Annotated in this window: 11 protein-coding genes; 8 read left to right on the top strand and 3 right to left on the bottom strand. The window is 69.2% G+C overall.

All coding sequences use genetic code 11. The features are described from left to right. Nucleotides 1-75: 75 nt before the first annotated feature. Genes ACPXY0_RS05685 through ACPXY0_RS05695 form a run of 3 tightly spaced genes read right to left on the bottom strand, consistent with a single transcriptional unit; the run spans nucleotide 76 to nucleotide 4,579 of the window. Entirely contained in the window at nucleotides 76-1,782 is a 1,707-nt protein-coding gene (locus ACPXY0_RS05685; protein ID WP_423929280.1) for a sodium:solute symporter, read from the bottom strand. Further along, nucleotides 1,779-1,907: a hypothetical protein gene (locus tag ACPXY0_RS05690; protein WP_419941504.1), complete on the bottom strand. Its 129-nt coding sequence runs from the start codon at nucleotides 1,905-1,907 to the stop codon at nucleotides 1,779-1,781. The genes ACPXY0_RS05685 and ACPXY0_RS05690 overlap by 4 nt, the downstream gene beginning before the upstream one ends. Continuing rightward, nucleotides 1,904-4,579, bottom strand: a complete 2,676-nt coding sequence (locus ACPXY0_RS05695) for a PIG-L family deacetylase (RefSeq protein ID WP_423929282.1) — start codon at nucleotides 4,577-4,579, stop codon at nucleotides 1,904-1,906. Before ACPXY0_RS05695 ends, ACPXY0_RS05690 begins: the two co-directional genes overlap by 4 nt. 279 nt (nucleotides 4,580-4,858) lie before the next feature. Between ACPXY0_RS05695 and ACPXY0_RS05700 the strand changes: the two genes are divergently transcribed. The 8 genes from ACPXY0_RS05700 (at nucleotide 4,859) to ACPXY0_RS05735 (ending at nucleotide 13,409) form a co-directional block, all read left to right on the top strand. Continuing rightward, complete coding sequence (locus ACPXY0_RS05700; protein ID WP_423929284.1) at nucleotides 4,859-5,563, top strand: hypothetical protein; 705 nt, start codon at nucleotides 4,859-4,861, stop codon at nucleotides 5,561-5,563. A gap of 92 nt (nucleotides 5,564-5,655) precedes the next feature. After that, complete coding sequence (locus ACPXY0_RS05705; protein WP_423929286.1) at nucleotides 5,656-6,594, top strand: hypothetical protein; 939 nt, start codon at nucleotides 5,656-5,658, stop codon at nucleotides 6,592-6,594. Next, complete coding sequence (locus tag ACPXY0_RS05710) at nucleotides 6,587-6,973, top strand: YybH family protein (protein WP_423929288.1); 387 nt, start codon at nucleotides 6,587-6,589, stop codon at nucleotides 6,971-6,973. Before ACPXY0_RS05705 ends, ACPXY0_RS05710 begins: the two co-directional genes overlap by 8 nt. 52 nt (nucleotides 6,974-7,025) lie before the next feature. Then, a complete protein-coding gene (locus ACPXY0_RS05715; RefSeq protein WP_423929290.1) occupies nucleotides 7,026-7,406 on the top strand; it encodes a cupin domain-containing protein in 381 nt (126 codons plus the stop codon). Then, nucleotides 7,406-8,197 (top strand): SDR family oxidoreductase, encoded by a 792-nt coding sequence (locus tag ACPXY0_RS05720; RefSeq protein ID WP_423929292.1) that lies wholly within the window; start codon nucleotides 7,406-7,408, stop codon nucleotides 8,195-8,197. Before ACPXY0_RS05715 ends, ACPXY0_RS05720 begins: the two co-directional genes overlap by 1 nt. Beyond that, the gene (locus tag ACPXY0_RS05725) at nucleotides 8,197-10,386 is read left to right on the top strand and encodes a multicopper oxidase family protein (RefSeq protein WP_423929294.1); all 2,190 of its coding nucleotides are present in this window, start codon (nucleotides 8,197-8,199) and stop codon (nucleotides 10,384-10,386) included. The genes ACPXY0_RS05720 and ACPXY0_RS05725 overlap by 1 nt, the downstream gene beginning before the upstream one ends. Before the next feature lie 133 nt (nucleotides 10,387-10,519). Beyond that, nucleotides 10,520-11,956 carry an amidohydrolase family protein gene (locus ACPXY0_RS05730; protein ID WP_423929296.1) on the top strand — a complete coding sequence of 479 codons (1,437 nt, stop codon included), beginning with the start codon at nucleotides 10,520-10,522 and terminating at the stop codon, nucleotides 11,954-11,956. 22 nt (nucleotides 11,957-11,978) lie between these two features. Beyond that, nucleotides 11,979-13,409 carry an amidohydrolase family protein gene (locus ACPXY0_RS05735; RefSeq protein ID WP_423929298.1) on the top strand — a complete coding sequence of 477 codons (1,431 nt, stop codon included), beginning with the start codon at nucleotides 11,979-11,981 and terminating at the stop codon, nucleotides 13,407-13,409. Nucleotide 13,410: the final 1 nt, after the last annotated feature.

The following is a 13,410-nucleotide window of genomic DNA, read 5'->3' on the forward strand; positions in this document are numbered from 1 at the left end:
TACCGCACGCGTCGCGTCGGCAAAAGCGCCGGCGAGAATCGCGGCCCGTTCGGCTCCGGCTCTTGCCGCGGACCGCTACCCGGCGGCGGACTCCGTCCGTCCCTGATCGGAGGGCCGGGCAAGGAGGCTGATCAGACTCCCGACGAGGAGGACAATCGCGGTCCCGACGACGTTGTACCATAGCCACGCGATATCCGTGAAGCGGGCCACCGCGAGCACAGAACAAATGGCGAATATCAAACCGTAGAAGGCCCCCGCCGCCGTCGCGCGCCTCACGAGGAAGGCGAGCAGGAAGACCCCGAGCAGAGACCCGTAGAAGATCGAGCCCACCTCGTTGACCGCCTCGACGAGAGACCCGAGTTGGCCGACGTAGAGCGCGAACAGGACGGCGAACCCGCCCCACGCGAGCGTCGCGAGTCGGGATACGAGGAGATAATGGGCATCGCTGCCGTCCGGCTTGAAGTGTCGTCGGTAGAAGTCGATGACCGTGGCGCTCGACAGCGCGGTGAGTTCCGAGTCGAGCGACGACATCGCGGCCGCGAAGATGACGGCGATGAGGAGACCGAGGATCCCGGCCGGAACATACGTGATCAGATAGGTCGGAAAGACATAGTTCACATCGTTGGACGAGGCCCCGCGTACCTCGGCGACCAGTGTCTTGGATTCCTCGCGCAGACGTTCGAGTTCGTCGTCGTAGGCGGCGATCCGCCGTTGGGGGGAAGCGAGAGCGTTCCCGCTTCGCCGGGCCTCCAGCAGTTCGAACGTCGCGGTGCGGCGGAGTTCGTGCGTCCGTTCGTGCGCCGCCTCCAGTCCGGCGAACTCGTCCCCCCGGTCGCTCTGCTCCACCACGGCGACTTCGGCCGGGTTGAAGACCAGCGGCGGCCGCTCGAAGTGGTAGAAGACGTAGAGCAGCACCCCGATCGCGAGGATGAAGATCTGCATCGGGACCTTGACGAAGGCGTTGAATATGAGGGACAATCGACTCTGTCGAAGGGAGCTGGCGGTGAGATAGCGCTGGACCTGGCTCTGGTCCGTTCCGAAGTATCCGAGTGCGAGGAAGAGCCCGCCGATGAGCCCGGACCACAGGGTGTAGCGGTCCGTGGGATCCCAGGAGAGGTCGATACTCTTCCACATCTCGTGGATGCCGCCGATGTAGGCCACGTCGGCCACCCCGACGCCCTCCGGAAGGGTGGAGAACAGCACGGCCAGCGCGATTCCTATGCCCGCGAACATCACCAGCATCTGTACGACATCGGTCCAGATGACCGCCGTGATCCCGCCCATGATCGTGTACGCGACCGTGATCAGCCCCATGACCAGGATCGTCACTCGTTCGTCCCAGCCCATGATGACGGAAAGCACGATGGCGGGGGCGTACAGCACGATTCCCGCCGCGAGTCCCCGCGACATGAGAAACAGGAAACTCGTCATCGAGCGGGTCTTCGCGTCGAAGCGCCGCTCGAGGTACTCGTAGGCCGTATAGATCTTCGATCGGTGGAAGAAGGGGACGAAGAGGACGCAGAGGATGACCATCGCGATCGGCTGGCCCAGATAGAACTGGACGAATTCCATGCCGTCGTCGAACGCCTGCCCGGTCGTGCCGATGTAGGTGATGGCACTCGCCTGCGTCGCCATCACGGAGAGACCGATCGCACCCCAACCCATGCGGCGATTGGCGAGGAAGAACCCCTCGATGCCCCGGTTGCGTCGGCTCTGGTACCAGGCGAACGCGACCACGGCCCCGAAGTAGACCGTAAAGACCAGCCAGTCGACTGCGCTCACGGCACGCTGAAGTCGAGCAGTCGCGTGACGAGATAGAGGACGACGATGAGCACGAACGTGTACGCGATGACCGACACATAAAGGGCGCGCCAGCTGCGAAAGATGCCGATGCGGTCGTCCTTCACGGCGCGGTGATCTCCCTCCAGCGGCGCCCGTCGAGCGAGATCAGGTTCGCCCACAGACGAAAGGCGCCCGGGACGCCGGCGCGTAGCTGTCGAAAGAAGGACAACGACGTGTGGATATACAGACCGCGGCCGACCGGCGCGGCGAGGAGGCTGCCCCGCTGCGCAGGTTCGCCCGGGTCGGCCATTTCGAGCAGCGCCTGGTATCGCGGATCCCATTCGGAGGGGAAGTAGAGGCCGCGTTCCTGGACCCAGCCCTCGAAGTCGCCCGGGCCGAGGCGGTTGGGCTCCACGAGGAGGGGAGCCGCCCCGTCGAGGAGGGTGACCGGTGCGTCCTCCCGCGTCACGCGCGGGGCGGGTCTTCCGATCGTGATCGGATACGGCGCGTAGGCGCCCCGGTTGAACTCGTAGCGATTGTACTGGACGACCGCGGTGCCGCCGCGCTCGACCCAGTCCAGCAGTTCCGCGTTCGCCGCGATCAGGTCCTCGCGCACCTCGTAGGCGCGGACGCCGAGCACGATCGTGTCGAACCGGTCGAGCCGTTCGGCCTCCCAGTCGCCGGGTTCGATCAACTCGATGTCGAGCCCGAGCTGCCGGATCGCCTCGGGACCGGCATCTCCCGAGCCCATCACATAACCCACCCGCCGGTCGGCGACCCGAACGGAGAAGCGCACGATGCGCATCGCGGGATCGGAGGCCAGCAGCCTCGGCTCGATGTGTGGATAGTCGATGATCGTCGCGTGGAGCGCCGCGTCCTCTCCCCGTTCCGTGCGAAGTCGGGGTCGCGCGAGGAACTCGCCCTCACCGGCCCCGGCGGGCGGCTCTACCGAGAAGCTCACGCCCTGGACACTCCCTTCGCCGGGCAGCTCGAACCGCACCCGTTGCGGCGTCGCCTGCCACCCCGCCGGGAGCTCGAGTTCCACCTCCCCCGATACCGGATCCGGGGCGTGGCTCTCGAGTCGGAACGCGATGTCGCGCGCCCCCCCACGATCCGTCGGCCAGATCATCGTCCCCGTCTCCGGCTCGACGGACACCCGCGGAGCCACCAGCACCGGCCGCCAGAACTCCCCGGTGACGCCGTCCACACCCCGGAATCGCACCGGGTCCTCGATCTCGACGCGGAGACGTTCTCCCCCGGTCGACAGGGTGGCGGCCATGCGGCCGTGAAGGGACGGAGGGCGGAAGGGGAGGGCCCGGACCGCGGGCTCCTCCGGCCACTGGTACAGGTCGCCATCGCGCGCGATGGCGAGGAACCACGGCGATGTGGGCCGGGCATCCTCCGGCACCGTCACGGCGTAGCGCCACAATGCGAGTTCACCTGCCGCGATCCGGGTGGCGGCGGCGGGGTCCCGGACCGTGTCCTCCTGCCGGAAGAACCGCGCGAACGTTCCGAGATCGTCGGGCTCCGCCTCCGCCTCCGGGCCGAGCCCCTCTACGGTCCACCCGGCGGGCGCCTCGATGAGCGGCGGGTCGAGTTCGATGGCGGTGCCCGCGCCGCTCCACACCCGCGCCTCGACGAGGACGGTCTGGCCCGGGACGATGATGTCGTCGCGCGCCCGGAGTTCCATGCGCACCCCGGTCAGGGCGAGGATCGCCCGCTGCAGCAGCAGGGCGCGCCGGTCGAGCTCGCGGCGCACTTCCCGCGCGGGGTCCGCCGGGGCCATGTCGCGCAGGGTGTCCAGCCGCCGCAGCGCTTCGGCCAGCGGTGGCAGCGCCGCTTCGGGACGGGTCGCGACCAGCGTCTCCGCGGCCCCGCGGACCGCCTGCCGGTACGCCCGGATCTCCGCCTCGCCGGCCGCTCCGAGGTCGGCGGCCAGCGCGGCCAGCGTGGTATCGACCCCGGCCAGAAGGGGCGCGTCCGCCTCGGCCCCGACGCGCGATGCCACGAGCGACAGGCGGGTGGAGCGGGGTCCGGGGGGCAGGGCCGTCCCGAAATCCTGCGACCGGTGCTGGCTGCGGCTCGCCATCGCGACCTGATGGTGCGAGAGGCCCAACAGGGGGTCGAGAGTGCCGGTCTCGATCCCGATCGCGGTGGCGCCGGGTTCGAAGAGCGGACGGCGGTACAGTTTCTGCGGCGCCCACGGCTCCACCCCCGCCGCGAGTTGTTCCGGGAAACGCGCCGGGTCGCCCGCGGCCTCGAAGGCCTCGTGCGCCAGTATCCCTGAAACCTGGTGATGTCCGTGCCCGTCGCTCGCGGTCCCGCTCCACATGGTGACGAGCACATGGGGACGGAAGTGCCGGATCGTCCACACGAGGTCGGAGAGGACGCGTTCACGCTCCCACTTGGTGAAGGTCTCTTCGGCGGACTTGGAGTAGCCGAAGTCGAACGCGCGGCCGAAGTACTGCCGCGCCCCGTCGATGGCTCGAGCGGCCAGAAGTTCGCCGGAGCGGATGATGCCGAGGCCTTCGCCGAGTTCCGTCCCGATGAGGTTCTGGCCGCCTTCGCCCCGCGTGAACGAGAAATAGGCGGCCTCGACGCCCCAGCCGCGAGCGAGCGTCGTGAGGAGCGCGGTGTCCTCGTCATCGGGGTGGGCCGCGACGACGAGCACCCGCTTCACGCCGTCCACCTGCCGCAGGATGAGGCCGGCTTCGATCGCGCCCGGCAGCCGGGATCCCTGCGCGTGTGCGAGCGTCGGAAGGAGGCCGCAGGCCGCGGAGGCGATCAGGGCGCACATCACTCGGTGTCGCATGGACGGGAAGCTAAGGTCGGGGCGGGGGCCACGGTACTCGTCGCTGCGAGCCGTTTTCGCCCGGCCTGACACCTCGCCCGCCCGAGAGGGTCGAAGATGGGCGCGCCGGAAAGGCCCGGACGCCCCTTGGGCGGCTCCCACCCCATAAAATGAGTGGGACAGTTGACTTGGAGCAACGAGGGTTGGAGTTTTCACGCAGATGATCATACTCCACGCCGGCCGCGTCTATACGGGACGCGTGCCATGTCAAGAAAGGGAGACAGCATGAGCACCCTGAATGAGACCGTCATGCGGTTCATAGAGAAAGAACTCGAGAGTGACCCCGGGGTGAAGAACGCGACCCTGTTCGCGGGCGCCTGTGCGATCGACGGGAGCATCGGGGACCTCACCGCGAGACAGTTTCACGCCAAGTATCCGCTGCAGGTGAAGCGTCGGATGTCCGCGTCGGCGGCCGCCGAGCAGGAGCCGGCTCCCGAGCCGCAAGCTGCTCCCGCGCCCGCCCCTGCGGCGGCCCCCGCCTCCGCGTCGGGCGAGGACGTCATGGAGTTCGTGGTGCGCACTCTCGATGAGAATCCCGACGTCAAGAACGCGGACCTGTTCGCGGGCGCCTGCGAGATCGATTCCTCCATTGCGGAACTCTCCCCCAGACAGTTCCATGCAAAGTACCCCCTGCAGGTGAAGCGACGGTTGGCGAGAGCCGAGGCCGCGGCGCGGGCCGCAGCGCCGCCGCCGGAGGTCCCGGAAGCCCCGGCCGAGGAGGCGACGCCGGCCGAGGATGCGGCGCCGGCCGAGGAGGTCGCCGTGGCCGACATCCCTTCCGTGGGGGAGGGCGATCCAATGGCAGTGCGCGGCTTGCTGCTGGATCTGGCCCTTGAACTCGCGAACGCGGGGAGCCAGGCGGAGACGATCGAAGTCATGGCGCGGCTGGATGTCTATGTGGCCCACATAATGGAGGCGGCTCGAAGCTGAGCGACATCGACCGGCCCATGTCCGGCGGCCGGTCCCCTCCACCGAGGATCTCGAGGGCCCGGCGCACCCGCGTCGGGCTCTCGTTATTCGTCGTGGTCGCGATCGGGTTCTCGGGCGCCGCTCCGGCGGCGGGACAGTTGCGGCGCGACGGACTCGTGCAGGGCGTCGGTGCGGCGCGTGCCGGCGATGCGCTGATCGGCGTCGGCGTGACGCGCGTCAGCAACGCGGCGTTCCCCCTGGGTGGATTGCGGGGAGACCTTACCTCGGCGCCCGTGGTCCACGGCATCTGGGCGGTCGGACCGCGAGTCGTGTTCCAGGTACGGGGGGCTGCCCGGCAGGTCCTGTCCATCGAGGCGCGTGACCGGCCGGCGGCGGTGGAACTCGACCCGGTGGTCCAGGAGGGGACGACCCGGGACGTGGGCGACTTCGAGTTGGCGGTTTCCTTCGCGCCCCTCGGGGGGGCGGAGGGCTTCTCGGCGGGCGGTCACCTCGGTGTGAAGCTCCCGAACTCCGACGAGACCCGGGGGATCGGCCCCAATACGACCGACGTCACGATCGCGGCCCTGTTTTCCTGGGTCTCTGCGCGCTGGCGCGCTACGGGATGGTTCGGGGTCGGCATCCTGGAGGCGCCCACGCGGTCGTTCGAGCAGAACGATGTCTTCGCGTACGCCTTCGAGTCTCTGTGGCAGGTGCGCCCGAACTGGGGGCTCTCCCTCGGGACCCGCGGGCGGGCCAGTACGAGGCGGGTCTCGCCGATCGGAGCGGGCGACCTCGGAGAAGTCCGGGCGGGCGTCGAGTGGCGGCGTGGAAAGCTCGCGATCGACGCCGGCCTCGGGCACGGATACTCGGAAATGAGCGGAGACTGGAGCCTTCGCGCCGGCGTCGCCTGGGTGCTCGGCGGCGGGGCTGGCAACCCGTGGCGAAACGTGGCTACGTTCGCGACCATGTCCGCGCCACGGCCGATCGGTCGTCCGGGGGATGCGGGATCCGGGTCGCGAGAGTATCCGACGAAGGTCCATGCACGTGAGTGAAGCCGTGATCCGCCAGATATCGGTCGACCGGGCGGCGAGGATCCACCGTCTGGAGCTGGACGCGATGGTGACCGCGTTCTACGCGGCCGACGCCACGCTCATGCCGTCGGGCGGTGCGACGGTGCGGGGCCTCGACGCGATCCGCGATTTCTGGCTCGCGACCCCGGAGCATGGCCTCGTCGCGCTCACGATCGAAGCGCGCGAGGTGCAGGCCTCCGGCGACCTTGGCTACGAGATCGGCCGCTTCAACCGGACGCTGCGCCCACCCCACGGCGCGCTGCTCCAGGAACACGGGAAGTACCTCGTCATCTATCGGGCGGGATCCGATGGCGTCTGGAAGGCCGTCGCGGAGATATTCAACAGCGACTCGCGGGGGTGAGTCGTCGGCCCGGATGCCGGATCCGGCACGCACTACTCAGAGAGGAGAGAACATGAGCGAAGCGAAAGCCCGGCTGTTCAAGTGGAAGGAACTGCCCTGGGAGCCTGTGACCACGCAGCTGGGACGCCGCATGGTCACGGGGGAACGGGCCATGATCGCGCAGGTGCTGATCGAGAAGGGGGCGGTCGTCCCCACGCACTCCCATGAGAACGAACAGTTCACATATATCCTGGAAGGCGCGCTTCACTTCTGGCTGGGCGAGGACGGGAGCGAGGAAGTCGTCGTGAACGCCGGAGAGGTTCTCCATATTCCATCTCACGTTCCGCACAAGGCGCTGGCGCTCGAGAAGACACTGGACCTCGATATCTTCTGTCCCCCGAGAGCGGACTGGCTCGACGGGACGGACAGCTACTTCCACGACGTGGACAACTGATGGACTTCGGAATCGAGGGCCGCGTCGCCCTCGTGGCGGCCTCTTCGCAGGGGCTCGGCAAGGCCGTGGCGGAGGAACTGGCTGCCGAGGGCACACATCTGGTCATGTGCGCGCGCGGACAGGAGGCCCTGGCGGAGGCCGTCGCCTCGGCCGACCGGCGGGGTCCGGGGGAGGTGCTGGGGATCCCCGCCGACCTCTCCGATGCCGCCCAGGTGGCCGCGCTCGCCGACGCGGCGCTTGAGCGGTTCGGGCGCGTCGATATCCTCGTGAACAATGCCGGCGGACCGCCGGCGGGCCCGTTCGAGGCGCACGATGCGGCGGCCTGGCAGGCCGCCGTCCGGCTCAACCTCGAGAGTGCGCTCCAGCTCACGCGCGCGGTGCTCCCGGGTATGAAGGAGCGGGGGTGGGGACGGATTCTCAACATCACCTCCATCGCGGTGAAGGAACCCGTGGACGGTCTCATCCTCTCGAACAGCGTGCGTGCGGCCGTAACCGGCTTCGCGAAGTCGCTCTCGAACGAGGTCGCGGAGTTCGGCGTGACGGTCAACAACGTCCTCCCGGGGTTCACGCGCACCGCGAGGCTGGATCAGTTGGCCCGCGTACGATCCGAAGCCGGCGGCATGTCGATGGAAGAGGTGGAGGCGGGGTGGAACGCGGCGATCCCCGCGCGCCGTCTCGGAGATCCGCGCGAATTCGCGGCGGTCGTCGCGTTTCTCGCGTCGGAACGGGCGAGCTACGTGACGGGGGTGTCCGTCGCCGTGGACGGGGGTCGCACCCGGGCCCTCTACTGATGCGCATCTCGGCCGCCGCGCTGTGGCTCCGGGTCGGGGCGGTCGTGCCCGGGCTGGCCACCGGGGCGGCGGCCGCGCAGGAGGCCGTGCCGTGCACGCCCGACGAAGCGGACGCGCTGGTGGCGAGCCCGGACCTGTACTGCATGACGCTCCTCCCCACGGCGCGGGTCCCCGGCGCCACCGGTTCGGTCGAACTCCGCCGCCCGGCGGGCCCGTTCTCCATGGCGGTGACGCCGGACGGACGGCTGCTCTACGACGCGGTGATCTCGACCGACCTGCCGCCCCCTTCAACGCTCGGTCCGTACGACCGCTACGTCGCCTGGGCGTCCACGCAGGTCCTGTGGCCCATCGAGCCCCTCGGCGAGGTGCCGGCGAGCGGGCGCGTCGCCGTCGGGCAGGTCGGCTTCAACAAGTTCATCATCCTCATCACGGCCGAGGCGGCCGTGGGCGACGAACCGGCGGGGCCGTACGTCCTGCGGGCGCAGTCGCCGTCGAGCCGAATGCAGCCCGCCGACTTCCTCGAGTTCGCGCTCGGAGCCTCGAGGATCGACCCGGACGTGCCGCTGCCCGGTGATCCCGCCGCCGCCGGCCACGCCGGACACGCGATGTCGCCGGATGACCCGTGGGCCGACGTGCCGATGCCCGAAGGCGTGATGATGCTGCCCTCGCTCATGCAGCTGCGGCCGGACGTGGAGGCCTGGCTCCCGGGCGATGGCTGGGAGGGCGAGATCGTCGACGCGCAACCGCGCGAACTGATCGAACTCCGGGACGGCGACTCCCTGGAACTCGACGCGGTCTACGTGCGGCGGCGGGTCGGAAACCGCGAACTCCTCGGCTACGGCTTCAACGGGCAGATCCCCGGACCCCTCCTCTGGGTCCCCGAGGACGCGACCGTGACGATCGACTTCACGAACCGGATCGACTGGCCGACCGCGATCCACTGGCACGGGCTCCGCCTCGACAACGCCTCCGACGGCGTGCCGGGCGTCACGCAGGATCCGATCGAGCCCGGGGAGACGTTCCGCTACACCGTCCACTTCCCGGACCCGGGCCTGTACTGGTATCACCCCCATCACCGGGAAGAGGTGCAGCAGGACCTGGGGCTGGCCGGCAACCTCATGGTGCGCTCGGGCGATCCCGACTACTACGGCCCCGCCCATCTCGAGGAGATCGTCATGCTCGACGACCTCCTCCTCGGCGAGCACGGGCTCGTCCCCTTCGGCCTGGAGCGGGCCACGCACGCCCTCATGGGCCGCTTCGGCAACACGATGCTCGTGAACGGCGAGCCCGACTACGAGTTGAGCGTGCCGCGCGGAACCGTCGTGCGCTTCTTCTTCACCAACGCGTCGAACACGCGGACCTTCAACCTCTCGTTCGACGGCGCGCCGATGAAGCTGGTCGGCGCGGACATCGGAAACTTCGAGCGGGAGGCGTGGGTCGAGAGCGTCGTCATCGCGCCGGCCGAGCGCTACATCGTCCACGTTGCCTTCCCCGAGAGCGGGGAATACCGGCTGCTGAACGGGGTCCAGGGGATCGACCACGTCGGCGGGAGTTTCTTCCCGGAAGAGGATGTCCTCGGCGTGGTCCGCGTCGGGTCCGAGGCCGCGGCGCCCGACCTCACCGCGGCCTTCGGCGCGCTGCGCGAGGACGCCCGGGTGCGGGAGGAGATCGCGCCCTACCGCCCGCTCTTCGACGGCCCGATCGAGAAGACGCTCGAACTCGACATGACGGTGCGCGGCCTGCCCCTCGTCGTCGAACGTCTGATGCAGGTGGACTCGGCGTACTTCCACCCCATCGAGTGGTCGGGCACGATGCCGATGATGAACCTCATGGCGACGCCGGAGAACGTCTCGTGGACGCTCCGCGAACCCGCCACGGGACGCGAGAACGAGGCCATCGAGTGGACCTTCCGGGTGGGGGATGTCGTCAAGCTCAGGATCCGGAGCCGCCGCGAGACGCTGCACCAGATGCAGCACCCGATCCACATCCACGGCCAGCGGTTTCTCGTGCTGGCGACGAACGGCGTTGCGAGCGAGAACCTGGCGTGGAAGGACACGGCGGTCGTCCCCGTGGGCGGCGCGCTCGACATCCTGCTCGAACTCTCGAACCCGGGGCGCTGGATGCTGCACTGCCATATCGCGGAGCACCTCGAAGCGGGCATGAAGATGGTGTTCACGGTGGAGCCGTGACCCGCTCGCCCGCCTCCTGCCGCGGGCGGAGACCCCGGGCGCGGAGGGCGTCCGGCTGCCGGGACGGCGGGCCCGCGGTAGGTTTCCCGGATCGGATCGTACGGCTTCGCCCCGACGCCCCGAGGAGATTGCAATGAAGAAGTTCATCGCGACGCCCGTCGCCCTCGTCCTCCTGCTCGCGCCGGCCCGCCTGCCGGCCCAGGCCGCGGCCGAACTCGCCCCCGAGACCTCCGATTTCGTGGCCATCGCCGGTCCGACCGTCGTCCTCACCGGCGTCAAGCTCATCGACGGCACCGGAACGGGCGCGCGACCGAACCAGACGGTCGTCATCGAGGGGAACCGCATCACCGCCGTGGGTCCCGCCGGCTCCGTGGACGTGCCCTCCGGGGCGGACGTGCGCGACCTGTCGGGACACACCGTGATTCCCGGCCTGATCGGGCTGCACAACCACATGTTCTTCATGGGCGCCGGCGGCCGCATGTCCCAGGGGATGGTCTCGTCGCCGCGCCTCTACCTCGCCTCGGGGGTCACGACGATCCGCACCACGGGCAGCATCTCGCCCTACGCCGACCTGAATGTGAAGTCGAACATCGAGCGGGGGCTCGCCCCGGGGCCGCGCATGCACGTGACCGCCCCCTACGTGACCGGACCCAATCCGGCGCTCGGAGACATGGCGCAGGTGACGACGCCCGAGGAAGCCCGCCGCTTCGTCCGCTACTGGGCCGGGGAGGGAGCCTCCTGGATCAAGGCGTACACGACGATTCGCCGCGCGGAACTCGCCGCCGTCATCGAGGAGGCGCACGCGCGGGGGCTTCGGGTCACGGGACACATCTGTTCGATCACCTTCCAGGAAGCCGTCGACCTGGGGATGGACAACATCGAGCACGGCTTCGGCACCGCGACAGACTTCGACCCGCGCAAGCGGCCTGACGAGTGCCCGCCCAACTCGATGGTCGTGGTCGGCGAGCAGGGGGACCCGACCGGGGAAACGGCGCGAGCCCTCATCCTCTCAATGGTCGAGAACGGGGTGGGGATGACGTCGACGATGGCCGTGATCGAACCCATGACGAAGGGCCGGGCCGTTCTTGAAGAGCGGACGCTCGAGGCGATGGCGCCGGAGGTGCGCGAGGACTACCTCGAAACGGTGGACGCGATCGAGGCGAACCCCGAATGGCCCATGACCGAGGCGCACCTCCAGAAGAACATGGCGTTCGAGCGGGGCTTCGTCGAGGCGGGGGGCGTGCTCGCCGCCGGCGTGGACCCGACCGGGATCGGAGGGGCGATCGCAGGCTTCGGAGACCAGCGCAACTACCAGCTCCTCATTGAGGCGGGCTTCGATGCGCCGACCGTCGTGCGGATCATGAGCGCCAACGGGGCCCGCATCATGGGGGTGGACGATGAACTCGGGACGATCGAACCCGGGAAGCTCGCGGATCTCGTCGTGCTCGAGGGCGACCTCGAATCGGACTCCGAGATCATCAGGAACGTGACCGTCGTGTTCAAGGACGGCGTGGGCTACGACTCGGAGAAGCTGATCGATTCCGTGAAGGGGATGGTCGGGATCCGCTGACGCCGGATCGGGGAGAGATGAAATGACGATGTTCAGGATCTTCGCGGCGCTGACCGCGGCGGCGATGGCGGGCGGGCTCGCAGGGTCGCTCGCGGGCCAGGGTTACGGCCAGCTGTCCGAGGAGACGCGCGAGTATGTGGCGGTACGCGCGCCGATCGTGGCGCTCGAGAACGTCCGCGTCGTCGATGGCACGGGCGGCCCCATTCTGGACGACCAGACCGTACTGCTGCAGGACGGCCGGATCGCCGCCGTGGGTCCATCCTCGGCCGTCAGCGTGCCGGACGGCGCCGAGCGGCACGATCTGAGCGGGCACACCGTGATTCCGGGTATGGTCGGCATGCACGACCACCTCTTCTACACGGCGGTTGGGGGCCGCCGCGTGCAGCTCGGATACAGCGCGCCGAGGCTGTACCTGGGGTCCGGGGTCACGACGATCCGGACGACCGGCAGCGTCACGCCGTTCGCGGACGTGCACCTCAAGGAGGCCATCGACCGCGGCGACTCGCCCGGGCCGCGCATCCACCTCACCGCGCCCTACATCACCGGCCCGTCGGGTGCCCCCCACCAGGCGCGCATGACCTCGCCCGAGCAGGCGCGACGCTTCGTCGAGTACTGGGCGGGGGAGGGGGCGACCTGGTTGAAGGCGTATACCTCGATCGGGAGCGCCGAACTTGAGGCGGCCATCGACGAGGCCCACCGACTGGGGCTCCGCGTCACCGGGCACCTGTGTTCGGTCAGCTTCCAGGAGGCGGTCGCGCTCGGCATCGACAACCTCGAGCACGGGATGCTGACGGCCTCCGATTTCGTCCCGGACAAGGAGCCGGACCGCTGTCCCGGCGACATCATGCAGCGCGCCGGCGGCTCCGATCCGACCGGAGCGGTCGCGATGGAGACGATCGAAGCGATGGTGGAGGCCGGCGTGGGGCTGACCGCGACGCTCGCGGTGTACGAGGCGTTCTTCCCCGACCGGGATGTGGTCGACGAGCGCACGCTCGAGCTGATGACCCCGGATCTCAGGGAGGCGTACCTCGACGAGCGCGGCAGGATCCAGGAGGTCGGTCCGGATCCGTCCAACTTCCAGAACGAACTGCGCTTCGAAAAGGCGTTCGTCGACGCGGGCGGACTGCTCGCCGCCGGGGTGGATCCCACGGGCAACGGCGGGGCTCTCCCCGGCTTCGGCAACCAGCGGAACTTCGAACTCCTGATGGAGGCCGGCCTGTCCACGGCGCAGGCGGTCCAGGTGGTCAGCGCGAACGGCGCCAGGATCCTGGGGGTCGACGAGGAGCTGGGCACCATTGAGGCGGGGAAGGTGGCGGACCTCGTGGTACTGGCCGGCGATCTTGAACTCGATCCGTACACCATCCGCGCGGTCCGCTGGGTGTTCAAGGACGGCGTCGGGTACGACTCCCCCGAGCTGATCCAGGCGACCCGCGGCCTCGTGGGGATCCGCTGAT

Source organism: Candidatus Palauibacter sp. (assembly GCF_965237495.1).
Taxonomy (GTDB): Bacteria; Gemmatimonadota; Gemmatimonadetes; order Palauibacterales; family Palauibacteraceae; genus Palauibacter.